Raw genomic sequence first — 24,509 nt, forward strand, 5'->3', positions numbered from 1 at the left:
ACCCTAAAGGATGATGATGAAGCCGAAAGCGGACGAGGGCTGGCCGTTAGAAATTGACGCGGTCGCCTCCTTTGAGTGACAGCATATTGCGCGCGTCGTCAGGGGTGGCGACTTCCAATCCAAGTCCCTCAATGATCTGGCGCGCCGCTTTAACCTGTTGCGCATTCGATTCCGCTAGTTTGCCCGGGCCGATCCAGAGCGAATCCTCCAGACCGACGCGTACATTGCCTCCCATGGCCGCCGCTTGGGCTGCAATGGGAAGCTGGTTCTTGCCAGCACCGAGCACCGACCATTGGTAATCATTTCCGAACAGCCGGTCGGCCGTGCGCTTCATGTGCGCTACGTCCTCGGGATGCGGGCCAATGCCGCCCAGAAGACCAAAAACGCTTTGGACAAAGAGAGGCGTCTTGATGAGACCACGGTCTACGAAGTGAGCGAGCGTGTAGAGATGGCCGATGTCGTAACATTCGATTTCGAAGCGGGTGCCATTCTCGGCGCAGGTCGTCAGGATGTACTCGATATCGGAGAAAGTATTGCGGAAGATCCGGTCGCGTGAGCCCTCAAGATAGGGCTGCTCCCAATCATGCTTGAATTCCTTGAATCGATCGAGCATCGGATAGAGTCCGAAGTTCATCGAGCCCATATTGAGGGAGGCTACCTCCGGCTTGTAGTGAGCCGCAGGCCGAACGCGTTCCTCCACGAGCATAGTCGGTGCGCCACCTGTCGTGATGTTGATGACGCAGTTGCTTCGCTGCTTCACTACCTGAAGGAAGGGAGCAAAAGCCTCTGGTGATTGATCTGGCCTGCCATTGTTCGGGTCGCGCGCGTGGAGATGCACGATTGCGGCGCCTGCTTCCGCCGCGCCAATTGCGGCTTGTGCGATCTCGTCTGGTGTGATGGGCAGGTGAGGGGACATGGAGGGTGTATGAATCGCACCCGTTACAGCGCATGTGATGATGACCTTGCGTGCCATATGTTTTTCCTTGTGAGGGGATCACATAAATGATTGGGATCGCTTGTGGGCCTTCAAAGCGGCCAGACGCTTGTCCCGCCATGCGGTACGCCTCGCGAGCACATCAGGTCCTGGCGCTTCACCCCAGGCTTCAAGGATGCGCGCCACGTTCTCGCTGTCCCAGACCTGGGGTTCGGCGGGGTCCTCGGAGAGGCGACGGTAGAAACCCGTATAGCGATTGCAATAATCAGCGATGCCGCCCGGCGCATTTAGTTCGATGGTCTCGAAAGGACCGAGGAAGGACCACCGCAAGCCGAGGCCGTCCTTCAAGGTCTTGTCGAGGTCGTGCGGGCTCACCACTCCTTCCCCAACAAGTCTGAATGCCTCTGCCAGCAATGCACCCTGCAAGCGATTGAGAACGAAACCTTCGATCTCGCGATTCACGATGATCGGGACCTGTTCCAAGCTCTGATAGACTTCACGGGCGCGGGTGATCGTCTCTTGAGATGTCCATGGAGCGCCACAGAGTTCGACAATGGGGACGAGGTGAGGGGGATTGACCGGATGCGCCACAAGGCAGCGGCCCCGGCCCGGAAGTCCTTCAGTGAATTGGGATGCGACGATGGCGGACGTCGATGATGCCAGGATCGCGTCCGTTGGCGCAAGTCGATCTAGGCCGGCGAAAATGGCTTGCTTGATCTCAATGTTTTCGGGGCCATTCTCCTGCACAAGGGACACGCCCTGAACGGTATCCTCGAGCGACGGCATTGCAACGATGCGCCCGGCTGCACCCGTGGGATCTTCGACAAGGCCATGAGTGGCGAGTTCATCGAGACCTTCACGGATCAGGCGGGGTACATTCTCCAACGCCTCGGCGTGAGGGTCCGTGATGCGCACATCCCAACCGGCCCGCGCAAAGACCATCGCCCAAGATCGGCCGATCAGCCCTGCGCCAACGATAGCTACACTTGGCATTCCAGTCTCTCCATTGGCAGTTACAGCCATAGAACCTTGCGTCGGAGGTCGAGATCATCCCGCAGAGCCTTCGATGGGCCGGAATGGATGATCCGCCCCCGCTCCAGCGCCACCGTGCGGTCGGACAGAGCAAGAGCAAGGTCGAGGTGATGATCGACGATGATGATGGATACCTCGCGCCGGAGCTTGTCGAAGCTTTCGAAGAGCTGTTCGACGATGGCGGGAGCAAGGCCTTCGAACGGCTCATCGAGGAGGAGCACCTTCACGTCCCCCGAGAGCGCCCGTGCCACGGCTACCATCTGCTGCTCGCCGCCAGAAAGGAAGTCCGCCGGCGTGTCGAGTCTCTCGCGGATTCGGGGAAAGTACTCGAAAATCCGGTCCAGGTCCCAGCGGATCCCGTGGCCGGTCTCGCGCTTGAGCCGCCCGAGTTCCAGGTTCTGGGCCACAGTCATACCGGCAAAGAGTCCGCGTCCCTGCGGCACGTAGCCGATGCCGAGCCGGGCGATGGTCGCGGCTGGTTGGCCGGCAATTTCCCGTCCGTCCAGGCTGATCGAACCCGAAGAGGGTGGAGCGATGCCGATGAGTGTTTTAAGTAGTGTGGACTTGCCTGCGCCGTTTCGGCCGAGAAGCGCAACGATCTCATGCTGATGGACGTTGAAGGAGATGTCCGCCAGGGCGTGGCTCTTGCCATAAAACGTATTTACCTTCTCGACCGCAAGTACGGTTCTGACCTCGGCGGCGCTCTCCCGACTTTTCGCAGCCACATTGGCCGTGCCCGAACCAATATAGATTTCCTGCACCTTCTGACTCGTGCGGGCCTCTTCGACAGTGCCGTCGACCAGCACCTGACCGGCGTTCATCACGGTTACGGCATCGGCGATCTGGAACACGCGGTCGATGTCGTGCTCGACGAGCAGCATTGGGACGTCAGATGAGATCCGCTTGATGATGTCGCCGATGCGCTGGCGCTCCGCGGCAGCCAAGCCAGCGAGTGGCTCATCGAGCAACAGGACCCTGGGCTTCGTGGCAAGGGCCAGTCCCATGTCGAGAAGACGTTGCCCGCCATACGAGAGCGCACCGGCCTCGGCCTTCTCGATTCCTGCGACGCCAAGATACCGAATGAGCGCTGATGTCTCGGATTCGATTCCCTTGATCGAGCGCGCGGAGGTCCACGGGTTGAAGCGCTGTGGATGACGTGCCTGCACGGCGAGGCGCACATTTTCTTCAACGCTCAGCGCCGGAAACAGATTGGTGATCTGGAACGAGCGTCCGATGCCAGCCCGTGTGATCGCTTCCGGAGACAGGCCTGCGATGGAGCGCCCCTGGAGCCGTACGTCGCCTTCATCAGGCTTGTAGAAGCCGGAAATCACGTTGAAGGCCGTTGTCTTGCCGGCGCCGTTGGGGCCGATCAGGGCGTGAAGACTGCCGTCGCGCACTGCGATGTTCACGCCCTCGACGGCCTTGAGCGCACCGAAATTTTTGGAAATGGCTCGGGCCTCCAACACGATGCCGTCAACGTGATCGGCGGGCTTAAGGAACGAGGGGAGGGGCTCGTCCGTGAGCTTGCGCCCAGCCATGGCTGCCTCTTCCGCTACTTGGCGGCGGAACGGTGCTATGATCCGCTGCGCGATGCCGACCAGTCCTGTCGGCGAAAGGATGATGAACCCCACGAAGAGGATGCCGAAATAGAGCAGCCAGTGCGGGGTCCAGATCGACAGGAACTCCCGGAACAGAATGTAGAAAAGAGCGCCGAGGGCGGGCCCGAGAAAGCTGCGCATGCCCCCGATCACGACCATGGCGATCAACTCTCCCGAGAACGCCACTGACAGGGGTTCTGCCGAGGCGAACCGGTGATTGAAGACCGACAGCATGCCGGCAAGCCCAACGACCGTGGCGGAGACCACAAACCCGAGAAGCTTGTAGCGGTTCGTTGGATAACCGAGGAAACGTGCGCGCTGTTCATTCTCTCGGATCGCCACCAGGACGCTTCCGGCAGGCGAGCTGTGAAAGCGCAGCAGAAAGAAGCATACAGCGAATGCAGCTGCGGCAACAAACCAGTAATAGGTCCAATCGTCCCTCAGATCGAAGCCGAACAGGTTTGCTCTCACCACGCCGCCCAGGCCGCTCTCACCACCGGTCAATGCCGTCCAGCGATAGGCAATCGCAAAGATCATTGCAGCCAGCGCCAGCGTCAGCAGCGAGAAATAGACGCCCCGCCGTCGCAGGATGAGCGCTCCGACAGGTGCCGACACCGCTACGATGAAAGCGATAGTAAAGAGGGCTGGAAGAAGCACGCTGTCCGGGAACCAGTGGATCTGGCTCAGTGCCGCCGCATAAGCGCCGAGACCGAACCAGACGCCGTGGCCGAAGGACACCAACCCAGTGTAGCCAACCAGAACGTTGAGGCCGAGGCAAGCGATGGCGAACACCACCACATCGATCGCCGAGCGGAGCGGCAATCCGACAGGATCTAGAATGACTGGCAGTAGGGCAAGGGCAGCAACTGCAATGAGGAGTGGCCAATAGTCCTTGCGCATCGATCTACTCGAATTTCTGGATGCGTTCGCCCAGCAATCCGCGGGGCCGCACGAGCAGCACGAGAGCCATCAGCAGGTACATCGAGGCTTCTCCCGCTGGGGGAAAGAAGTAGATGGTGAGGCCTCGGACAACGCCGACGAGGGCTGCCGCCGCAATCACGCCCCAGAAAGACCCCAGCCCGCCAATCACGACGACGACGAAGGCGGCCGTGAGGATCTCCGCACCCATGGCCGGATGCACGCCCGAGATCGGCGCCAGCAGGACGCCAGCAAGGCCCGCGAGTCCGATGCCGATGGCGGCAATGGCTGTCATGTAGGGCTGAAGCGAGATGCCTAGGGCTTCTACCATATCCGGGTTTTGCACTCCCGCCCGGACCACGCGGCCAAACGCCGTGCGGTAGACCAGGAACCAGGTTGCGGTAACGGCCGCGAGAGCCACGCCGAAAATGATGAGCCGGTAGCGGGGATAGATAAAGTCGCCGACGAAAACTTGCCCTCTGAGGGCCGGGGGGATCGAGAAGGGTAGGGGAGCGGCCCCGAAGATCATCCGCAGGCTCTGCTCAATGATCATAGCGAGGCCAAATGTGAGCAGAAGGCTGAGGATAGGGTCGGAGCGATAAAAGCGCCGGAAGAACAGGCGCTCGACGGTTACCCCCAGCAGCGCCACGAGGACCGGCGAAGCCACGAAGGCTCCCGCGAAGCCGATCCTGGGAGCTAGCGTCACGGCGAGGTAGGCGCCGACGGCATAGAAAGCGCCGTGGGCGAGATTTACGATCCCGCCCAAGGAGAAGATCAGGGAGAGCCCCAGGGCGATCAGGAGGTAATAGGCACCCACCAGAAGGCCGTTCAGCACCTGCTCGAGGATGAAGACGAACGCCAAGCGAAAACCCCTTTCCCGTCCCAAAAGACCCCTGCCGCGAGGGAGACTCAAGCAAGCGCAATGCCGTGCTCGCCAGACAGGGCGGTTTGCCACCGCCCGGCCTGACCAGGCGTGAATCGTCTCAGGCCTGGATCTTGCACGTGCCGTCCTTAGGCGGGGCCAAGACCTCGAGGTCTTCGTTCGGGCCCGGGACGGAGCCTAGCGGCTCATAGATGTCCCACTGGTTGGCCATCTTTCCGGGCTCCTTCGCCCGCACGGCGTACATCTGCTGTACCATCTGGTTGTCGTAGGGCCGGAAGTAGCCTTCCCGGTTCTTCAGGATGTCGAACTTCGCGCCCTTGCGCAGATGCTCGGCCAGCTTCTGCGGGTCGGGGGATTTCAGCTCGTCAAACGACTGAGCCACGATCTTAAGGGAGTTGTAGTCGCCCCAGCTCTGGTTCTCGGGTGGCTTGCCGTATTTCTTGGTGAAGGCCTCGACGTATTTCCGGGACGAGGGTGTGTCGACCATATGGTGCCAGATCAGCGGCCAGATGCCGGAGAAATTGCCCTGACCGGCGCCCCAGGCAACGGCCGTATCGAATCCGAAGCCGGTGATCGGAAACTGGAGGCCGTATTCCGCATATTGCTTGATGAAGTTCGTGATCTGGTTGCCTGCGAGGTTGGAAGCGACGACATCGGGCCGGGCCTGCCGGATCTTGAGCAGATAGGGGCTGAAATCGGTGGCGTCAGTGGGGACGAGCTCCTCGCCGATGAACTCTCCGCCGTTCTCCGACACGAACTTCTTGGCCACTTTGAACAGGTCATGCCCGAAGGCGTAGTCGGCGGTTAGGGAGTACCACTTCTTTCCCTTAATCAAGTTCTCGTTCTTCAGGTACGTGCCGACGGACCTGACCATCATCGAGTTCGCGGCCTCGATGTGGAACATGAACGGATTGCAGCTTTCGCCGCGAAGCGCATCGGAATTAGCGCCGGTGTTGATGAAAACCGTCTTGGTCCGGTTGGCCACTTGACCGATGGCCAGGGCTGAGGCGGACGAGATTTCGCCGATGATCATGGCGACCTTGTCGCGCTCAATCAAGCGCTCGGCCTTGGCCGATGCCGTCTGTGGGTTGACCGAATCCTCCATCACGAGCTCGATCTTGCGACCCAGCACACCGCCGGCGGCGTTGATTTCCTCAGCGGCAAGCTGCACGCCCATCTGGGCGAACTCTCCGAGCGGTCCCAGGAAGCCCGTGATCGGCGTGAGGTGTCCGATCCGGATTACGTCGGATTGCGCCTTGACGATCGCGGGCATCCCGAGGCCTGCGAGCGCGGTGGCGCCGGCCGCTCCCTTCAGGAGCATACGACGAGTCAAGTCATCAGAGTGTGCCATGGCCGTTTCCTTCCTCCCATGATGCTGTCGCATTACTTGCCGCGATCTGTGATCACAGTTAGACTGTCGGAAAATGAGCAACTTGTCGAGCCCCCGCCCCACCAAGACGCCGTCGGCCATCGCCCAGATCGGCCGGCTGGAGCGCGTTACCCTGGGCGAACGCGTCCATACCGAACTACGTGAGCTGCTGATGAGCGGTGAGCTCGCCCCCGGGCAGAAGATGTCCCTGCGCAGCGTGGCCGAAACCCTCGGCGTCTCGATGATGCCGGTGCGGGAGGCAGTCTCGCGGCTTGTCGCTGACCAGTCCCTGGAGGTGCTGCCGAACCGTGCGGTGCGCGTCCCGCTGATGAACCTCGCACGCTTCCGGGAATTGACGACCGTGAGGCTCGCGGTCGAGGGCTTTGCGGCGGAGCAGGCGGCCAGGAGCCGCGCGGAATCCGACCTCGCCGCCATGCGGCAGTTCGAAAAGGCGTTTCTTACCGAGGCCCGAAGCTCCGATCCTCATGCGGATCGGGCCGTGCGGGCCAACAAGGATCTCCACTTTGCCGTCTACCGGGCGACTGGCCTGCCCACGCTGGTGGGGATCATCGAGGGTCTTTGGCTGAAAATCGGACCAGTTCTGAATTTCGATCTCAAGGCCTCGCCCGAGCGGTTGCGAACGGGTGGCGCAGCCGGACATCACCGTCGTCTCGTCGCTGCAGTGAAGGACGGTGACGGAGCCGCCGCACGCAAGGCACTCATCGACGACATTGAAGGCGCGGCCAGTTTCATCGAGAGCACCGGACGTCTGCTGGACTAGGCCAGCGCCCAAGCTCTTGGGCATCACAAGACGAGCGGGCGCCGGGTGTAACGAGGAGCCGCTTCAGGGATGGAGACGACGAAGATGGACCTCAACATCGCCGGGTTGCGTGTGTTGGTGACGGCTGGCGCTGCTGGCATCGGGCTTGAGATTGCCCGTACCTTCCACCGTGAGGGCGCGCGCGTGCATGTCTGCGACATGGACCGCGCCGCTCTCCAGGAGGCGACCACGACCGATTCTGACCTGACCTCCTCCTATGGCGATGTGGCGAAACGAGCCGACGTCGCCCGAATTTTCGAGGAGGCTCTGGGAGTTCTCGGCGGGTTGGATGTACTCGTCAACAATGCCGGGATCGCAGGACCGACGGCCCGGGTTGAGGAGATCAACCCGGAGGACTGGGATCGCTGCCTTGAGGTCTGCATCACCGGACAATTCAACTGCACGCGTCTTGCAGTGCCTTACCTGAGGCAAAGCCAGAATGCCTCAATCGTAAATCTGTCCTCCGCCGCGGGTCGGTTTGGTTTCCCCCTGCGCTCCCCGTACGCCGCTGCCAAGTGGGCCGTGATCGGCTTTACGAAGTCGCTCTCTCGCGAATTGGGCGAGGACGGCATCCGCGTGAACGCGATCCTGCCCGGGGTCGTCGCCGGCGACCGCCAGCGCCGGGTGCTTGAAGCCAAGGCCCAGCAGCTTGGTTTATCGTTCGATGAGATGCAGCGGCGAGCGCTCGCGAACACATCCTTGAAGGAATACGTGACGGCGCAGCAACTCGCCGATCAGATCGTCTTCCTGTGCTCGCCGCTCGGGCGCACGATCTCGGGTCAGGCCATTGCAGTCGACGGTGATCTTCAAGCTCTTTTCTGACAGGAACCCTTAGGGAGTACGATCATGACAAGTATAGGCTTCATCGGCATAGGACTCATGGGCCACGGCATGGCGAGGAACCTCATTGAAAAGGGGCACGCGCTTACTATCCTGGCCAATCGTAGCCGTGAGCGAGTGGACGACCTCATCGCTCGCGGAGCCACGGAGGCGAAAACCCCACGTGAGCTGGCGGCCGCTACCGAAATCGTCCTCACCTGCGTTCCCACTTCGGAGGATGTCGAAGGTATCGTCTATGGCGACGACGGCATGCTTGCCGGTGCGCGCGAAGGGTTCATTCACATCGATACCTCTACGGCCAACCCCGTGTCGACGCTCAAGATCGCTGCGGATTATCATGCCAGAGGCCTGCGTTTTGCCGATGCGCCGCTGGCGCGAACGCCGAAGGAGGCGCAAGAGGGGCGGCTCAACGTTATGGTCGGCGCCAACCCGGAACTGTTCGACGAGATCCTGCCTATTCTAAAGTGCTTCGCCGAGAACGTATTTCGGGTCGGGGAGTTGGGCGCGGGGCATAAGATCAAGCTCATCAACAACTTCATGGCGATGAGCCATGCGAGCGTTGTCGCAGAGGCAGTGGCGACCGCCCGCGCGACAGGAGTGGATCCGAAGGCCCTGTACGACCTGGTCTCCGCAGGCGGGGCGAACAGCGCGATGTTCCAGATGATCATGCCCTACGTACTTGAGGGCGATGCAAGTCGGCTGCAGTTTGCCATCGCCAATGCTCGAAAGGATCTCAGCTACTTCATCGCCATGGCGAATGCTGCCAAGACGGTGGGGCTTGTGGGTCCCGCCGTCCTGCAGACTCTGACTCTGGCCTATGGACTGGGGCACGGCCATAAGCTGGTGCCGTATCTGACAGACGTACTCACGCGGTTGGATGGCCGCACGCGGGGCTGAGCAGTCCGCCCGAATTGGAGGTATGCACTAGACACAACGCCAACTGATCTGGACTCTCCAGATCCTTCAAAAACCTTCTGCGAGCATCGTCAGAGGGAAGTGATGACTCATTGTGTATGATAGCCCGTCACAATGTAAATTCGAAGTACTCAATGAGGCTAACTTTGCGAAATGTGAAAGTTCATGCCGCGCCAGTATTGAAAAGTATTCTGTTGCCTTGCAGTATATTGACATGAGCTCCGCCAGAGGGCCATGAGGGAGGGAAGGAATATGAGAAAGATACTTACCGCGGGATTTCTCGGCGTAGGATTTGCTCTCAGCATTTCGGGCGCCTACGCACAGCCAGCCATCGAGCTACACGGCGCATCCCAGTTCAACGACGATCATGCCTTCACGAAATCTCTGGCGAAATTCGGAGAGCTCCTCAAGTCCTGCTACGGCAAACCGCTCAACATCGTGCTCCATAAGAACAGCGAACTGGGATTGGAGAAGCAGTATTTCGAATACATGTCACAAGGGCGAGCGGTGGATTTCGCCGTTGTGTCGCCAGCGCATATGTCGACCTTTTCAAAGGCGGCTCCTTTCATCGACGCTCCATTCCTGTTCCGCGATCTGGATCACTGGAACGCAGTGTTGGACCAGGACCTTCTGAAACCCATCGCGGACGAGATCGGAAAACGAGCCGACGTGATGCTGGTGGGGTATGCCGGCGGAGGTATCCGAAATATCTTTGCGACGAAGCCGCTCGGGAACATGGAGGGGCTGAAGAACCTGAAAGTCCGCGTTCAGGGCGCTCCGATCTGGAGCCGTACATTTCAGGCCGTGGGCATGGCGCCAACCGTCATCGCCTATAACGAGGTCTATAATGGCATTCAGAATGGCGTCATCGAAGCAGGCGAGAACGAGGCCGCGGGGGTCGAGCAGATGCGCTTCTTCGAGGTCGCACCGCAACTCGTGATGACGCAGCACGCGATCACGATCCGTCCCATCGTGTTCTCAGGCAAGACCTTCCGCAAACTGCCGACCGAGTTGCAGGATTGCGTCGCGAAGGCGGGTAAGGAGGCTGGCGCTCACGGGCGTCAGATCGAGTCAAGCGAGGACACCGCAAAGCTCGAGGCGCTGGAAAGCGCGGGCAAGCTGAAACGTGTGCCGTTTGCTGACCGTGATGCAATGAAGGCCGCAGTCGATCCGGTGCTTGCTGCCTACGCTAAGGAGATCGGTGCGGAGGAGATACTGGCCAAGATCAACGCCATCAAGTGAGGCTGCAGGACGTCGCTGGGCTGCTGGCCGGACTTGTCCAGCAGCCCTCCCGTATCGACGGAGATTGAACCGGAGAGGCAGCCATGACTGACGCGAGTTACGATCAGCCCGGTGTATGGCGCAAAGTATCTGCGCTTTATCATAGGTTCCTTTGCATCATTCTTGCCATTTCAATCCTGATCCTGATCGTCCCTGTCACTCTGCAGGTTTTCGCACGCTTTCTCCCCTTTCTGCCGCATTGGATCTGGACCGAGGAGATGGCTCGCCTGCTGTTCGTCTGGACCATCATGATCGGCGCCATCGTCGGAGTGCGCGAAAGCAAGCACTTCGAGGTCGACATGTGGCCATTGCTATCGGCAAAACCGAATGCGGCGCTGCGCCTGGTCGCCCGAGCAGGAATCAGCATCATCGCCTTCGTGTTTCTCTGGATGGGTGTCGAGTTCACCGAGTTCGCCTGGTACAGGATATCCGAGCTGGCCGAGTTGCCGCTTTGGATCATTCATATCGCTTGGCCGATCGCCGGGTTAAGCTGGCTCCTGTTCCTAGGGGAGCAGGCCTACGATGACATCCGCATCCTCTCTGGGAAATCCGCATGACCGGCTCCATCCTTTCCTCGGGGCAGGCTGCTACGATCCTGTTCGGCCTCTTCTTCCTCTGCTTGTTCCTGCGCGTGCCGGTCGCGTTCTCCCTTGCGCTCGCATGCTTGCCTATCCTTCTGATAGAGCCACGCCTGTCGGCGATGACGCTCCTCCAGGAGACCTTCAACGCCTATAACTCGTTTATTCTGCTCGCAGTGCCGTTCTTCCTCCTAACGGCGAACCTGATGAACGGCGGCGGCATCACGAAGCAGCTGCTGCGGCTCTCGCGGGCGATAGTCGGCCACTTTCCGGGTGGGCTTGCCCAGATCAATGTCGTCCTATCCTTCTTCTTCGCCGGCATCTCCGGCTCCTCCACTGCGGATGCAGCCAGTCAGTCAAAAATCTTCATTGATGCACAGCGCCAGGAGGGATACGACGACAGCTTCTCCGTTGCGATCACAGCCGTATCCTCAGTGCTGGCCGTCATTATCCCGCCGTCGATTCTCATGATCATCTGGGGCGGTGTTCTCACCACCTCCATCGGCGCGCTCTTCCTTGCGGGCGTCATTCCTGGCGCGCTGATCGCCTTTGCACAGATGGCGACCGTGCATGCCTATGCGAAGATGCGCGGTTATCCGACCTATCCGCGCGCCACCTGGCTGGAGTTTGGACGCGGCCTAGTGGTCTCTATCCCCGCGCTGATGACGCCGCTCATTATCATCGGCGGCAAGGTCTTCGGCTGGTTCACAGCCACGGAATCCGCATGCATCGCTGTCCTTTATGCGACATTCCTGAGTGTTCTCTACTACCGGCAGATGACATTTCGCGCCTTCTACGAAGCTCTTCTCGACACTGGTCGCTTCGCCTCGATTGCACTCTTCTGCGTTGGAACTGCCAGCGCCTTCGGATGGCTCCTCGCTTATTACAAAATCCCGCAGGCGATCCTTGCGAACGTCTCGTCCTGGGATCTGAGCCAGATCGGCATGGGCTTCCTGGTTGCGGCGACCTTCCTCGTCGTCGGGTGCTTTCTTGATGCGATTCCAGCCATCATCATCGTGGGGACGATCCTTCAGCCGCTCACCCAATCGGTCGGTATGGATCCGGTGCAGTTTGCGATGATCGGGATTGTCTCGCTGGCTTTCGGCCTCATCACGCCACCCTATGGCCTCTGCCTGCTCATCGCGTGCTCGATCGCTGAGATGCGTCTCTACGACGTCCTGAAGGATGTTCTCATCATGTTGGTGCCAATGCTCCTGGTGCTCGTGTTGATCATCCTGTGGCCTGACCTTGTTCTTTTCCTTCCAAGCCTCATCTCACCAGAGTTCCTGCAATGACATCATCCGAGGTTTATCCCAGCATTCCAGACCTTGCTGGGAAGGTCGTCCTCATCAGCGGCGCGAGCACCGGCATCGGAGCGGCGGCAGCCATTGCGTTCGGGCGCAGCAAGGCACACGTGGCGATTCACTACAACGCGAGCGAGACCCCGGCACGGCAAGTCGCCGAAGAGGTTCAGGCCGCCGGCGGGGAGGCATTTCTGATCCAAGCCGATGTGACCGAGCCCGAGGCGGCCACACGGGTTGTGGCCGATACCGTTGAACACTTTGGCCGCCTGGATGTCCTCATCAACAACGCCGGCGGCCTGGTTAAACGAACGCCGGTCCAGGATTATACGGACGAGTATGTCGATGCGGTGCTCGCGCTGAATGTCAATCAGGTCGTGCGCTTCGTGCGAGAGGGGGCATCCCATATGCGGGCGCAGCGCAGCGGCTCCATCATCAATGTCTCGTCGATTGCGGCCCGTCATGGCGGCGGACCAGGCTCGGTCATCTACGCGGCGGCGAAAGGCTTCATCTCGGTAGCAACGCGGGGCTGGGCGAAGGAACTCGTCAAGGATGGCGTCCGCGTGAACGCGGTTTCTCCGGGCGTCATCATGACCCCCTTCCATGAACGCTATTCGACTCCAGAGCAGTTGGCCGCAATGCAGGCCACCATTCCCATGGATCGACTCGGCACTGCGGAGGATTGCGTCGGCGCCTTCCTTTACCTCGCCTCGGACCGCCTCAGTGGGTATGTCACCGGCCAGATCATGGAGGTGAATGGCGGGCAGTACATGCCGTAGATGCGCCCCGCGAGGGGATAGGAGCAGGTGCTGACAGATGATCGAATTTTTCTATCGCACAGTTCTCATCGGAATTGGCGCAACTGCCTTACTCGACATGTGGGCGCTCTTCCTGCAGCGGTTCTTCAGTATTCCCGCGCCGAACTGGAAACTGGTGGGGCGCTGGTTCTGTCACATTGCGGAAGGCAAGGTCTTTCACGACGATATCGCGCTCGCGCCCCCCTTTCCTCATGAGCACGCGGTTGGCTGGCTGGGCCATTATGCGGTTGGCATCGTCTATGCGGGTTTGCTCCTGGCCCTCGCCCGCCCGGACTGGCCTGCGGCACCGAGCCTGGCGCCCGCATTGGCATTGGGCCTCGTCACCGTGGGAGCCGGCTGGTTTCTGCTGCAGCCCGGCATGGGCGCCGGCATCGCGGCATCCAAGCGTCCCAACGCCCGACAGGTCAGGGCCATCAACATCGCAGGCCATGTGGTTTTCGGACTTGGGCTCTACGGGAGCGCCCTGCTCATCCGTTAGGACGGCACGTTCAGGATCTGGTTCAACACCAGGCGACAGGAGGTGGAAAACAAGTCAGATTGGTCAATAATCATTCTGTGACTCAACGTCAGTCAAAGACCGACTCCACCAGAACAAGGAGCCGGCATATTGGGAGGAAAGAATGCTACGCCGTAATTTCCTGAAGACATTCGCTGCTGCTGCCCTTTCGCTCGCTGCTGCTGCCGGGTCCGCCTGGGCAGCTTATCCTGAACGGCCGATCACCATCATTGTGCCCTGGGCCGCTGGAGGCGGGACGGATGCGACAGCCCGTATCATCGGCTCGCTGCTCGAGAAGGAGCTCGGTCAACCAGTCAATGTCGTCAACCGGACCGGCGGCAGCGGCGTCGTCGGGCACGAGGCGATCGCGGCAGCGGCTCCGGACGGCTATACCTTGGGGCTGGCTACGGTGGAAATCGGGATGCTGCATTGGCAGGGGCTCACCGAGCGCGGCTACAAGGACTATACGCCGATTGCGCTGATGAACCTCGATCCCGCCGGCGTGCAGGTACGCGCTGATGCGCCCTACAAGACCGTGAAGGATCTGGTCGAGGACATCAAAAAGAACCCGGGCAAGTTCAAAGCCTCGGGCACGGGGCAGGGCGGCATCTGGCATCTCGGTATTGCCGGTATGCTCGATAGTCTCAACATTGATCCCAGCACGGTACGGTGGGTGCCGAGCCAGGGTGCTGCGCCCGGGCTGCAGGATCTGGTTGCGGGCGGCGTCGAGATCGTCCCCAGCTCCCTGCCGGAGGCGCGCTCACTCATCGATGCCGGTCGCGTCAAGAGCCTTGCCATCATGAACCCCGAGCGTAACCCGGCCTTCCCGAATGTTCCGACGCTGGAGGAGGAGACCGGCAGCAAGTGGGCTATCGGCGCCTGGCGCGGCATCGTCGGGCCGAAGGGCATGCCCGAGGACGTTACGAAACGGCTCACCGAAGCGCTGGACAAGATCTACAAGAGCAAAGAGTACAACGACTTCATGAGCCAGCGGGGCTTTGGTGTGAAGTTCGCGGCCGGCGACGAGTTCCTGCAATTCTGGAGGAAGAGCGACGAGGATCTCGGAGCCGTGATGAAGAAGGTCGGACTCGCCAAGTAGAGGTCGTTCCGATGCGCGTCAATGATGCGGTAATCGGGATCCTGCTCCTCGCCTTTGCGATTGTGACATTCGCTTATGCGAGGACGCTTCCGGCCATTCCGGGACAGGAATACGGCGCAGCTGTCTTCCCCATGCTCATTGCCGTGGGCCTTGGCGGGTGCGGCGTCCTGCTTGTCGCTTCGGGACTGCGGCACTGGCAGGGCGCGGTGGTCTGGAGCGATTGGGCGCGCACGCACCATTCCTGGACGAAGCTGGCAGTCGTCGTCGGTCTGGTCATGACCTACATCCTGACCGCGTCAACGATTGGTTTCGTCCCGGTTTCGATCCTTGTCCTCCTCATCTTTCTGATGATGATGAGAGTGCGCTGGTGGATCGCCGCAGCGGCTGCGATCGCTACAACGATGCTGATCCAGCAGACTTTCGGCGGCCTGCTGCGGGTTCCCCTGCCACTCGGGCTCCTTGGGCCCTGACCCGGTGATGCCATGAGTGCGATCACGACCGCTTTCGGCCTCGTGTTCCAGCCGTCCGTGCTGGTGACCATCCTGCTCGCGGCCATATTCGGGCTCGTCGTCGGCGCGATTCCGGGCCTGACCGCGACGATGGCAATTGCGCTGCTCGTTCCGGTGACCTTCTTCATGGATCCCGTCCCCGCGGTGGGGGCCATGGTGACCTGTTCCGCCATGGCGATTTTCGCCGGAGATATTCCGGGTACGCTGCTGCGCATTCCGGGAACCCCCGCCTCGGCGGCCTACACCGACGAGGCCTACACGATGACCCGCAACGGGGAAGGAGAGATCGCGCTTGGCGCAAACCTGCTTTTCTCCGTTATCGGTGGATTGTTTGGGACAGTCGTGCTGATCCTGTCCGCTCCGGCTCTCGCCGAAGTCGCCCTGCAGTTCAGTTCCTTCGAGTATTTCTGGTTGGCCCTGCTCGGGCTCACCTGCGCCGTGTTCATCGGCACGGCGTCGCCGGTCAAAGGCTTCGTCAGCCTGTTTATTGGCCTCTTCGTCTCGACCATCGGGCTGAACAATCCTGCCGGCGTGCCCCGTTTCACCTTCGGAAACACCGAGCTCACCGGAGGTGTAAACTTTATCGCCGCGATGATCGGCCTTTTCGCCGTGTCCGAGGTGTTCCGGTTCGTGATCTCGCGCAGCGTGCAAGCCACGCCGCAGGCCGTCGTAGGCAATCTCTTCCGGGGCTGGGGCCGGATGATCGTGCAGTACTGGCGCCAGCAGGTGCGCGGAAACGTGCTGGGCACGATCATCGGCGCCTTGCCGGGCGCAGGCGCTGATATCGCGGCCTGGGTGAGCTATGCCGTCAGCAAGAAGCTGTCCCGAACACCCGAAAAGTTCGGGAAAGGACACGTGGAAGGCATCGTCGAGAGCACGTCGGCGAACAATGCGGCCCTGGCGGGCGCTTGGGTACCGGCGCTTGTCTTCGGCATCCCGGGCGACAGCATCACCGCCGTCGTCATCGGCGTGCTCTATCTGAAGAACATGAACCCGGGACCGACGATCTTCCTGGAGAACCCGCAGTACATCTACGCGGTGTTCATCATCTTCATTCTTGCCAATCTCGTGATGCTGCCCCTGGGCTGGGCCGCCATCAAAGGGGCCCGGACCATCCTGCGCATCCCGCGCGAGATCCTGATGCCGTGCATCCTCATGTTCTGCATCGTGGGCGCCTTCGCCATCAACAACTCCGCCTTCGGCGTGGCCGTGATGCTGGTTTTCGGCGTGCTCGGCTTCCTGATGGAGGAGAACGACATTCCGGTCGCTCCCTGCATCCTTGGCATTGTGCTCGGCCCGATGCTTGAGGAAAACTTCGTGACCTCCATGATCAAGTCGGATGGGAGCTTCCTGGCGTTCTTCGAGCGGCCCATCGCGGCCGGGCTCGGAGTGGCCACGCTGCTCGTCTGGTTCGTGCCGGTGCTGCTGGCGGCGCTGCGCTCCCGGCAGGCCGCCATTCCGCGGGAGGGCTGACGCCTCCGATGAATGGGAATAAGCTCGATCTCAGCGAATGAACTGATCGATGTAGTCGGCGCCGAGGCCGTTCTTCGCATAATGTGCCCGGCACTTCTCGATGCGGGTGAAGGCGTCGTCGAAGCCGGTCGCATTGCCATCCGGATCGACATAGATCATGGCGCCGTTCACCTGGAACAGGGTGATCATCTCCTCGACGTGCGGATCGACGACGAGCGTATGCGTCTCACCGGGAGCCTCGTAGGCATAGGAGCCCTCGGTCGCAACCCAGTCATGCTCGAGATACCGCCATTCTCCCTTCAACACGAACGCATGCACCGGTTGCGGATGGCGGTGGCGCGAGAGCACGCCTGACTTTCGTACGCGCAGAAGGTTCATCCAGTATCCGCGCGAAGCTGCAAGGAGCAGCGGGCGGAACCACACGTTCTCCTCTACAGGAACCCAGATCCGTTCGTCTGTCGGAATGGCGTTCGGGACTACGAGCTCCGGCGGGGAGTCCTTCGGCTGCGGATGCCGGTAGGGCACCCACTTGTCGTTTACCGGTGCAACGGGGGAGGTGGTCTCTGAGCTGGACATCCGATCTGCTCCTGTGGGCTCTGCTGTATTTACATGGTCAGATAACCGCCATCGATGGCCAGGATGGCTCCCGTCACGAACCGAGCCGCGGGCGAGGCCAGGAAGACGGCGCCGCCAGCCACTTCCTCCGGGGTGCCCCAGCGGCCCATAGGCGTGCGGGAGAGGATTGGGCGGCTGCGCTCGGGATCGTCCTGGAGTGCCTGCGTGAGAGGCGTCGCGATCCAGCCCGGTGCGACGGCATTGACGCGGATGCCGTCGGCCGCCCATGCGGCGGCGAGGCTCTTGGTCAGCTGGCCGACGCCGCCTTTCGAGGCGCTGTAGGCAGGAACCCGGGGACCGCCGAAGAAGGTGAGCATGGACGCGACGTTGACCACCGAGCCCTTGGTTTCGAGCAGCTTTGCTTTCGCCGCGGAGCAGACCCGCATGGCACCAGTCAGGTTGACTGAGATGACGTCTGCAAAGACCTCCGGTTCGTGCTCCATGTCACGGCGGATTACGCCTGCGGCATTGACTAGGACATCCAAGCGGTTGAACTGCGTGAGCAGGTGGTCGATTGACCGACCATCACGGACGTCGAGAGCCGTAAACGAGATCCCTGCATTGGTCTCGTCGTCCGCCGCTCGCATCCGCTCGGGTTCGCTCGCTCCTGTCGCCGTGACATCGGCGCCCAAGTCTCGGAAGGCCCTAGCGCAGGCAAGGCCGATTCCGCTTGTGCCGCCCGTGATCAGAACGGTTTGGCCGTTGAACAGACGAGGGGCAAAAGCATCAGTGATCGGCATGCCGCTGTTCTCTCCAGGATATTGGTCAGATGCTCGGCTAGGTTCGAAACATAGTGCTTGAATAGGTGTAGCCAAGTAAACTCTACCAGGGGGCATTGGCCATTGCCGAGGGCGTCAGGCAACTCACATGGAGAATTGCCGGAGTGGTCGTGGTGTTCGGCCCGCAGATACAGGTGCAACGTAACGCCGATGCTCGGACATCGCGAGGGAGGATTTCAAGTCGCTCCACATCAGATGTTACCTCGAATCAAAGTGGATTGATCTGATGGGCGCTTTCGCGTGATGCTGGACCTGAAGCAGGGGCGCGCTGCGGCAGAATGTTGCCTGCGGACGCTCCCAACGCAACCGGAACGGAGGAGCAGGGATGTCTTTGATCTCCTATTTGACCACCATTCGGTTCCAAGCCGGCGCCCTGTCGGACGTCGGCAACGATTTGCGGGAGCTTGGAATCAGAATGCCCCTCATCGTTACCGATGCGGGAATCTCGCGCGTCGGCTTGGTCGATCGCCTGATAGGTGTTCTCTCTGCAGGGCAGCACATTCCGGTCTTCGCCGGTACGCCCACGAACCCCACGGAGAGCGCAGTGATGGCTGCGCTGGATCTCTACCGTTCCCATGGCTGCGGCGGCCTGATTGCCATCGGGGGCGGCTCCCCGATCGATCTGGCCAAGGGTGTGGCTCTTCTGTCGACCCACGATGGACCTTTGGAGCAGTATGCGGCGATTCTTGGCGGAATTCCTAAGATCTCAGCGGCCGTGGCCCCGCTCATCGCCATTCCAATCACGGCCGGGACAGGCAGCGAGGTCGGCCGGGCGGCCCTGATCACCTTGGAGGATGGCCGAAAGCTCGGATTTATCTCTCCCCATCTCATCCCGAAGCGCGCCATCTGCGACCCGGATCTCACGCTCGGGCTGCCCCCGGCATTGACGGCGGCGACCGGAATGGATGCGATCACCCATTGCATCGAGACCTTCCTCAGCCCACGCTTCAACCCACCGGCAGAGGCCATCGCGCTCGACGGTCTGGTTCGTGCCGTCGGCAATATCGAACGGGCGGTGGACCAGGGGTCAGATCGCACAGCCCGGCATGAGATGATGATGGCCGCGCTTGAGGGAGGTCTGACGTTTCAGAAGGGCCTGGGCGCCGTCCATGCCCTCTCGCATCCTCTCGGAGGTCTGAAGCAGGTGTCGCTGCATCATGGGACACTCAATGCGGTGCTGCTGCTCTACGTGCTTGAGTTCAACAGGAGCCATGCCGAGGCAAAATACGCTACGATTCGCCAACGGTTGGGCCTCAATGACTGCGTTGATCTGGCGGATTACGTCCGCAGTCTCAACCTGCGGCTCGGCATGCCGGCAACGCTGGCTGAGATGGGGGTGCCGCGGGACAGCTTTGCCCTGATCGCAAAAAGCGCGACTGAGGATCACTCCTCCGCGACCAATCCTCGTCGCGCCGGCGAGGCGGATTACCGGGCGATCCTCGAGACGGCCTATGAAGGGACCCCACTTAAACCGGGTGCCTAATCCACCCACCGCACCTTTCTAGCCGTCCGGTCAAGGTTTGGTCAGAGAGGAGGCTTATCAGGAAGATACCTACCAGCCCTGCCGTCTTCCCCCGTGGTGCGGGACATCGTCGAAATCGGTCGGAGCCTCATGAACCTCGCCCTGCCGGGGCTGCCGCTGGTCGATCCAACGCGGTTCCGGCTTGGCCCGATGCCCGGCGTTACCATCGAGGAGGGCCAACATCCCCTGCAGGACGGATCGGGCAGCACCCACTGTGATGTCGGCAAGGTCACGCAGGCGGAGGTCGCCAATGTCGGCGGGACGCTCCTGCGCTCGGGTATACGGCACTGGTTGATCTGCCGGATAACGCTCCGGTGTGTGATCCGGCAGGAGGCCCGAGAGGGTGGCGCCAACCAAAACCAGGATCAGGACCACGGGAATGACGAGGCGAATGGCAAGGCCAATAACCTTGGAGAGGATGACATACCCGACGACCAGGATGATCGCGGTGGTGATGAAGCCGGCGCTCAAAGTCTCTGCCTCCCTGTCGGGCTGGATATGAGGCGCAACGCCATCAACGACATCCGCGGCCGTTTTATGATCACCCTTGGTTAAACGCGGGCTCGTCAGAAGCGGCTGAGATCACACCCTTCGGATATGGAACATGAGGCTCTACCAAGCCGGAGGAGCTCTAAGCGTTGCCCTTGGGGGGCACAAAAAGGTGCTACACACGCTCATCCCGTGCAGCACGAAGGCAGGCGGTTTCAATGACTTAGCGGACTATTACGGCTCAGCTTAGAATACTGGCGCCCCAGCCATCCTCGTTTTCCAGTCGTTTAAAATATGATCTGTCCCGCAGATTGGCTCGGCACCGGCTCCGTTTGTTGCCTGCTGGGCATTTAACTGGCTCGACCCACAAGGCATATTGCCCTAAAGATAAGTTCAAATTGAAATATTGTTGTTGGGGCGGGTGTGGTTCACGGGCAGGATTGGACGCCGAGGCTCAAGCCGCCGGGAAGAAAGCCCCGCCTGCCATCCTTGAGGGTGCGGCTGCTCCTTATCGTCTTTGCCCTGCTGATACCGGCTTTCGCCGCTGCCGCCTTGGCGCTCTACACCGGCTACTACCGCGATCGCCAGGAAATCCAAAAGCACCTGTTGGAGACGGGGCGCGCGCTGTCGCTGGTCCTGGATCGCCAGTTCGGACAGGCGGAGGCGCTTTTATGGGCTTTGGCCGCCTCGCCCATCCTCCAAACTAAGGATTACGTGGCTTTTGACGCCCTCGCACGCCGGGCGACGCGCCTGCCGGAAGCTTGGATCGTCGTCGAGGAGCCGGGGCGACAGGTGGTCAACACCCGATTGCCGCCCGGCGCAACCCTGCCCGAACTGCCGGTGCAGGATCACTGGAAAGGCATTGCACCCGGACAGGTGAGAGTCAGCAACCTCTTCACGGGAGTGGTCGCCAGGCAGCCGACCGTCAGCATCGACACGCTTGTTATCCTCAACGACGGCTCGCCGCGATTCATTGCCGTCATCATGCCGGCCGCGGTCGTCGGGCGCATTCTCTCCGATCAGCGCCTGCCGCCGACTTGGGTCGGCGCGATCGTAGACCGGAACGGCACGATGGTGGCACGGTCCCGTAATCCGGAGCCGTTCATCGGCAAGCCTGCAACCACGGAAAATGTGCAGCGTATCCAGTCCGGTCTGGAGCAGGGGGTGTTCGAAGGCAAATCTCTCGATGGAGAGGCCATGGTGCTTGCCCTGGCCCGATCCCCATCCTCAGGTTGGTCGACGATCGTGGCCCTTCCGAACGCGGAGTTCGATGCCGGCGCACGCGATCTCGCTCTTGCTCTCGCGGCAGCAGGCAGCATGCTTCTTGCCCTCGCGGCCGCTCTTGCATTCCATGTCACCCGGCGCATCACCCGTCCGGTCGAGGCTCTGGCAAAGGATGCGCTGGCGCTTCAGGACGGCAGCTTTGAGACGTCCCTGCATTCGACCGGTGTGGAATTCAAGGAAACCGCCGTGCTCCGCCATGCGCTCGAAAGCACGCGAGAGGTCCTGCGCCAGCAGAGAGCTGAGCGCGACGAGGCTTTCGGCCATCTCAGAGAGGTCAAGGAAAGCCTGGCGCTGCGGGTCGAGGAGCGGACGCGGGAGCTCGAAACGGTCAACGCGAGCCTTCGCGAAAGCCAGGGTGCACTTGCCGAGCGGGAGGCGCTCTATGCCGGTGTCTTCAGGTTTAGCGCGGATGGAATCTTCGTCTTCAGGCTGTCGCCACATGGGAGCATCGTAGCCGAGGCCTGCAACCCCGTGGTGGAGCACCTGACCGGCAAACCTTCCGTCGACATGGCCGGACGGCCCTTGAGTGAGATTCTGCCTCCAGACCAATGGCCGATCCTTGAGGCGCGTGTGCGCGAGTGCCTGACATCCGGCCACCTGATGGTCTACGAGCAGAGTTACGCGTTCCCTGCGCGCAAAGGCATGTGGATGACAACGCTCGTTCCCATTCGGGAAGGGAGTGAACCGGTTTTGCGGGTGCTGGGATCCCTGCGCGACATTACGCACGAGAAGGAAACCGAGGTCGAGCTTCGGCAGAGCCGTGACAAGTACAGCACGCTCTTTGAGCATTCTCCATTCAATCTCGCAGTCATCGGCGTCTACCCGAATGATCGCTTCGTCTATGAGGATGCCAACACGGCGCTGTTGAAATCCTTAGGCTTCGCCCACGACGATTTCGTCGGCAGAATGCCCCAGGAGATATTCGCCCCCGAGACGGCAAAGCATGTTTCCAAGCATTATCGGACCTGCGTCGTGACGAAGTCGATCATGGATTTCGAAGTGACGGGGAAGGTGCCGATCGGCGAGGTCACCCGCCGGACCGTTCTCGTTCCGCTGCTCGATGGACAGGGTCAGGTGACGAAGATCTTCGTGACTTCCATCGATCTCACGGAGCAGCGCCGCATGGAGGAGCAACTGCGCCAGGCGCACCGCCTTGAGGCGGTGGGTCAGCTCACGGGAGGCATTGCGCACGACTTCAACAACCTGCTGACAGTCGTGATGGGCAATCTCGACATGTTGAGACGCGCGAAGTCCGATCGTGCTCCGCGCCTGATCGACAATGCGATCAATGCCGTCGAACACGGGCGCAAACTGACCTCGCAGCTTCTCGCCTTCTCGCGACGCCAGCCTCTGAAACCGGAAGTCGTCGACCTGAAGAACTTGATTGGCGGGATGGGGGATATGCTGGCGCAATCCCTCCGTGGGGACATTACGCTGGAGATTGATTTCGCCGAGGACTTGTGGCCCGTCGAGGTCGATCCGGCGCAGCTGCAGGCCGTTCTCATCAATCTTGCGGCCAACGCCCGTGACGCGATGCCGAAAGGCGGCAAGTTCACGGTTGGTGTCCGGAATACCATTTCCTACAATGACGGACCAGTCGAACTCGTATCCGTCGAGGTGAGCGATACGGGAATAGGGATACCGCCCGAATCCCTGCAGAAGGTCTTTGAGCCGTTTTTTACGACAAAGCCTGTCGGTCGCGGGACAGGGCTGGGGTTGGCCCAGGTCTACGGCTTCGTTCAGCAGTCGGGTGGCCTGATCGACATCAAGAGCGAAGTGGGGCGCGGAACGACTGTGACCCTGCTGCTCAAGCGGACGGACAAGGATTTGAGCGAGGATCTTCCCGAAAAGGAAACCTCTCCCGGAGTCTCCGTTCGGGCATCACGTATCCTGGTGGTCGAAGACAACGCACAGGTCGCTGAGTCCGCCATGGCCTTGCTGCGCGAGCAGGGACATCAGGTGGAGCATTGCGCGTCCGCTCCCGATGCGCTCCAGTTCCTGGAGCGGGATGCGCGGTTCGACGCCATCTTCTCCGATCTCGTCATGCCCGGAGGCATGGACGGCTTGGATCTGGCCCGGATCGTCCGGGAGCGCTGGCCTGCCATTCCGATCCTGCTGGCAACCGGCTACAGCGACTCCGTCGAGCGTGCGGTCGGGGAGGGCTTCCCGATTCTGAGCAAGCCCTATCGTTCTTCAGAGCTGGAGCGGGAATTGCGCCTGATGATCTCACAGGCCGGCAACGCATCGAACGTGCTGCCGTTGCGGCCGCGTCAGGCCTGAACGCACGCTGATCGCAGCGGGTGCAGAGCGTTCAGGTGTGCGCTGCCCATATCATTCCGCGTCTCAGGATCGTGCGCATTTCAGGCACCTCGAACTCCTTCGCCACATGTCCAAGGGAGCTGTAGAACACGCGTCCCTGACCGTGCCGACGCTTCCAGACGACCGGCATCACCACGCCTTCGATCCAAGGCGCGTGCTCGCCGGAGAAGGTGGTGGTCGCGAGAACCTCGTTCGACGGGTCCACATGCATGTAGTACTGCTCGGACCGGTAGTCGAAGTCGCGGATGCCCTCCATCACCGGGTCGTCGGACCGGGTGATGTTCACCCGGTAATCGATGATGTTGCCAGGGTGGGCCACCCACTGGCCCCCGCACATGAATTGGTACTCGACCGCGTCGCGGAACGCATCGCCCATGCCGCCATGGAAGCCGGCGAGGCCGGTTCCCTCGCGGACGGCCAGCGAGAGATTGGCGACCTCGTCCTTCTCGATTTTCGACATGGTGAAGATCGGAACGATAAGGCTCATCGTGGAGAGCCGAGGGCTGGCGAAGGCATTGGTCGAATTCTCCAGGTGCACCCTGAAGCCTTCGTCCTGCAGCATTCCGGCGACGATCCCGGCGCATTGCTCCGGCTCGTGCCCATGCCAGCCGCCCCACACGATCAGTGCTTCTCGCAT

General features: G+C 61.1%; 22 protein-coding genes. 13 read left to right on the top strand and 9 right to left on the bottom strand.

The genetic code is table 11. The features are described 5' to 3' along the window. Positions 1–46: 46 nt before the first annotated feature. The 5 genes from MA07_RS07890 to MA07_RS07910 all read right to left on the bottom strand — a co-directional run bounded on the left by MA07_RS07890 (position 47) and on the right by MA07_RS07910 (position 6,716). A complete protein-coding gene (locus tag MA07_RS07890) occupies positions 47–973 on the bottom strand; it encodes a 3-keto-5-aminohexanoate cleavage protein (RefSeq protein WP_036348947.1) in 927 nt (308 codons plus the stop codon). Between the two features lie 21 nt (positions 974–994). Then, positions 995–1,927, bottom strand: a complete 933-nt coding sequence (locus tag MA07_RS07895; RefSeq protein ID WP_036348949.1) for a 3-hydroxyacyl-CoA dehydrogenase — start codon at positions 1,925–1,927, stop codon at positions 995–997. Between the two features lie 20 nt (positions 1,928–1,947). Next, entirely contained in the window at positions 1,948–4,464 is a 2,517-nt protein-coding gene (locus MA07_RS07900) for a branched-chain amino acid ABC transporter ATP-binding protein/permease (RefSeq protein WP_052002928.1), read from the bottom strand. 4 nt (positions 4,465–4,468) lie between these two features. Then, the gene (locus MA07_RS07905; RefSeq protein ID WP_036348952.1) at positions 4,469–5,344 is read right to left on the bottom strand and encodes a branched-chain amino acid ABC transporter permease; all 876 of its coding nucleotides are present in this window, start codon (positions 5,342–5,344) and stop codon (positions 4,469–4,471) included. Positions 5,345–5,465: 121 nt separating this feature from the next. Beyond that, entirely contained in the window at positions 5,466–6,716 is a 1,251-nt protein-coding gene (locus tag MA07_RS07910) for an ABC transporter substrate-binding protein (protein WP_036348955.1), read from the bottom strand. Between the two features lie 82 nt (positions 6,717–6,798). Between MA07_RS07910 and MA07_RS07915 the strand changes: the two genes are divergently transcribed. From MA07_RS07915 to MA07_RS07965, 11 genes are all read left to right on the top strand, one after another. Beyond that, entirely contained in the window at positions 6,799–7,515 is a 717-nt protein-coding gene (locus tag MA07_RS07915; protein ID WP_244445187.1) for a GntR family transcriptional regulator, read from the top strand. A gap of 84 nt (positions 7,516–7,599) precedes the next feature. Continuing rightward, positions 7,600–8,376, top strand: a complete 777-nt coding sequence (locus MA07_RS07920) for an SDR family oxidoreductase (protein WP_036349142.1) — start codon at positions 7,600–7,602, stop codon at positions 8,374–8,376. 24 nt (positions 8,377–8,400) lie between these two features. Then, positions 8,401–9,291, top strand: a complete 891-nt coding sequence (locus MA07_RS07925; RefSeq protein WP_036348963.1) for an NAD(P)-dependent oxidoreductase — start codon at positions 8,401–8,403, stop codon at positions 9,289–9,291. Between the two features lie 270 nt (positions 9,292–9,561). After that, the gene (locus MA07_RS07930; RefSeq protein WP_036348966.1) at positions 9,562–10,551 is read left to right on the top strand and encodes a TRAP transporter substrate-binding protein; all 990 of its coding nucleotides are present in this window, start codon (positions 9,562–9,564) and stop codon (positions 10,549–10,551) included. 83 nt (positions 10,552–10,634) lie between these two features. Further along, complete coding sequence (locus MA07_RS07935; RefSeq protein WP_036348968.1) at positions 10,635–11,147, top strand: TRAP transporter small permease; 513 nt, start codon at positions 10,635–10,637, stop codon at positions 11,145–11,147. Further along, a complete protein-coding gene (locus MA07_RS07940) occupies positions 11,144–12,463 on the top strand; it encodes a TRAP transporter large permease (RefSeq protein WP_036348971.1) in 1,320 nt (439 codons plus the stop codon). The genes MA07_RS07935 and MA07_RS07940 overlap by 4 nt, the downstream gene beginning before the upstream one ends. Continuing rightward, positions 12,460–13,248 carry an SDR family NAD(P)-dependent oxidoreductase gene (locus tag MA07_RS07945; RefSeq protein ID WP_200879337.1) on the top strand — a complete coding sequence of 263 codons (789 nt, stop codon included), beginning with the start codon at positions 12,460–12,462 and terminating at the stop codon, positions 13,246–13,248. Before MA07_RS07940 ends, MA07_RS07945 begins: the two co-directional genes overlap by 4 nt. A 37-nt stretch (positions 13,249–13,285) precedes the next feature. After that, positions 13,286–13,765: a DUF2938 domain-containing protein gene (locus tag MA07_RS07950; protein ID WP_036348973.1), complete on the top strand. Its 480-nt coding sequence runs from the start codon at positions 13,286–13,288 to the stop codon at positions 13,763–13,765. Positions 13,766–13,907: 142 nt separating this feature from the next. Beyond that, on the top strand, positions 13,908–14,882 hold the full coding sequence (locus MA07_RS07955; RefSeq protein WP_036348975.1) for a tripartite tricarboxylate transporter substrate binding protein: 975 nt from the start codon (positions 13,908–13,910) through the stop codon (positions 14,880–14,882). Positions 14,883–14,893: 11 nt separating this feature from the next. Beyond that, complete coding sequence (locus tag MA07_RS07960) at positions 14,894–15,352, top strand: tripartite tricarboxylate transporter TctB family protein (protein ID WP_036348978.1); 459 nt, start codon at positions 14,894–14,896, stop codon at positions 15,350–15,352. Between the two features lie 12 nt (positions 15,353–15,364). After that, complete coding sequence (locus tag MA07_RS07965; protein WP_036348982.1) at positions 15,365–16,864, top strand: tripartite tricarboxylate transporter permease; 1,500 nt, start codon at positions 15,365–15,367, stop codon at positions 16,862–16,864. 30 nt (positions 16,865–16,894) lie between these two features. Here MA07_RS07965 and MA07_RS07970 read toward each other — a convergent pair whose 3' ends face one another. Beyond that, positions 16,895–17,440, bottom strand: coding sequence for a 2,4'-dihydroxyacetophenone dioxygenase family protein (locus MA07_RS07970; RefSeq protein ID WP_036348985.1), 546 nt, complete (start codon positions 17,438–17,440; stop codon positions 16,895–16,897). Between the two features lie 29 nt (positions 17,441–17,469). After that, the gene (locus tag MA07_RS07975) at positions 17,470–18,219 is read right to left on the bottom strand and encodes an SDR family oxidoreductase (RefSeq protein ID WP_036348987.1); all 750 of its coding nucleotides are present in this window, start codon (positions 18,217–18,219) and stop codon (positions 17,470–17,472) included. Between the two features lie 364 nt (positions 18,220–18,583). Here MA07_RS07975 and MA07_RS07980 point away from each other — a divergent pair, with 364 nt between their 5' ends. Further along, entirely contained in the window at positions 18,584–19,741 is a 1,158-nt protein-coding gene (locus tag MA07_RS07980; protein ID WP_036348991.1) for an iron-containing alcohol dehydrogenase, read from the top strand. Between the two features lie 69 nt (positions 19,742–19,810). Here the strand turns inward: MA07_RS07980 and MA07_RS29525 are convergent, their stop codons facing one another. After that, the gene (locus tag MA07_RS29525; protein WP_152568773.1) at positions 19,811–20,251 is read right to left on the bottom strand and encodes a hypothetical protein; all 441 of its coding nucleotides are present in this window, start codon (positions 20,249–20,251) and stop codon (positions 19,811–19,813) included. Positions 20,252–20,764: 513 nt separating this feature from the next. Between MA07_RS29525 and MA07_RS27605 the strand changes: the two genes are divergently transcribed. Then, on the top strand, positions 20,765–23,833 hold the full coding sequence (locus MA07_RS27605; protein ID WP_052002929.1) for an ATP-binding protein: 3,069 nt from the start codon (positions 20,765–20,767) through the stop codon (positions 23,831–23,833). 31 nt (positions 23,834–23,864) lie between these two features. Here MA07_RS27605 and MA07_RS07995 read toward each other — a convergent pair whose 3' ends face one another. Continuing rightward, positions 23,865–24,509 carry a ThuA domain-containing protein gene (locus MA07_RS07995; RefSeq protein WP_036348997.1) on the bottom strand — a complete coding sequence of 215 codons (645 nt, stop codon included), beginning with the start codon at positions 24,507–24,509 and terminating at the stop codon, positions 23,865–23,867.

It is taken from the genome of Microvirga sp. BSC39, from assembly GCF_000739015.1.
Classification (GTDB): domain Bacteria; phylum Pseudomonadota; class Alphaproteobacteria; order Rhizobiales; family Beijerinckiaceae; genus Microvirga.

Bases quoted from the DNA above. Each gene is read 5' to 3' on its own strand.
- MA07_RS07890 (WP_036348947.1), bottom strand. From the start codon at position 973: ATGGCACGCAAGGTCATCATCACATGCGCTGTAACGGGTGCGATTCAT.
- MA07_RS07895 (WP_036348949.1), bottom strand. From the start codon at position 1,927: ATGCCAAGTGTAGCTATCGTTGGCGCAGGGCTGATCGGCCGATCTTGG.
- MA07_RS07900 (WP_052002928.1), bottom strand. From the start codon at position 4,464: ATGCGCAAGGACTATTGGCCACTCCTCATTGCAGTTGCTGCCCTTGCC.
- MA07_RS07910 (WP_036348955.1), bottom strand. From the start codon at position 6,716: ATGGCACACTCTGATGACTTGACTCGTCGTATGCTCCTGAAGGGAGCG.
- MA07_RS07920 (WP_036349142.1), top strand. From the start codon at position 7,600: ATGGACCTCAACATCGCCGGGTTGCGTGTGTTGGTGACGGCTGGCGCT.
- MA07_RS07925 (WP_036348963.1), top strand. From the start codon at position 8,401: ATGACAAGTATAGGCTTCATCGGCATAGGACTCATGGGCCACGGCATG.
- MA07_RS07930 (WP_036348966.1), top strand. From the start codon at position 9,562: ATGAGAAAGATACTTACCGCGGGATTTCTCGGCGTAGGATTTGCTCTC.
- MA07_RS07935 (WP_036348968.1), top strand. From the start codon at position 10,635: ATGACTGACGCGAGTTACGATCAGCCCGGTGTATGGCGCAAAGTATCT.
- MA07_RS07940 (WP_036348971.1), top strand. From the start codon at position 11,144: ATGACCGGCTCCATCCTTTCCTCGGGGCAGGCTGCTACGATCCTGTTC.
- MA07_RS07945 (WP_200879337.1), top strand. From the start codon at position 12,460: ATGACATCATCCGAGGTTTATCCCAGCATTCCAGACCTTGCTGGGAAG.
- MA07_RS07950 (WP_036348973.1), top strand. From the start codon at position 13,286: ATGATCGAATTTTTCTATCGCACAGTTCTCATCGGAATTGGCGCAACT.
- MA07_RS07955 (WP_036348975.1), top strand. From the start codon at position 13,908: ATGCTACGCCGTAATTTCCTGAAGACATTCGCTGCTGCTGCCCTTTCG.
- MA07_RS07960 (WP_036348978.1), top strand. From the start codon at position 14,894: ATGCGCGTCAATGATGCGGTAATCGGGATCCTGCTCCTCGCCTTTGCG.
- MA07_RS07965 (WP_036348982.1), top strand. From the start codon at position 15,365: ATGAGTGCGATCACGACCGCTTTCGGCCTCGTGTTCCAGCCGTCCGTG.
- MA07_RS07970 (WP_036348985.1), bottom strand. From the start codon at position 17,440: ATGTCCAGCTCAGAGACCACCTCCCCCGTTGCACCGGTAAACGACAAG.
- MA07_RS07975 (WP_036348987.1), bottom strand. From the start codon at position 18,219: ATGCCGATCACTGATGCTTTTGCCCCTCGTCTGTTCAACGGCCAAACC.
- MA07_RS07980 (WP_036348991.1), top strand. From the start codon at position 18,584: ATGTCTTTGATCTCCTATTTGACCACCATTCGGTTCCAAGCCGGCGCC.
- MA07_RS07995 (WP_036348997.1), bottom strand. From the start codon at position 24,509: ATGCGAGAAGCACTGATCGTGTGGGGCGGCTGGCATGGGCACGAGCCG.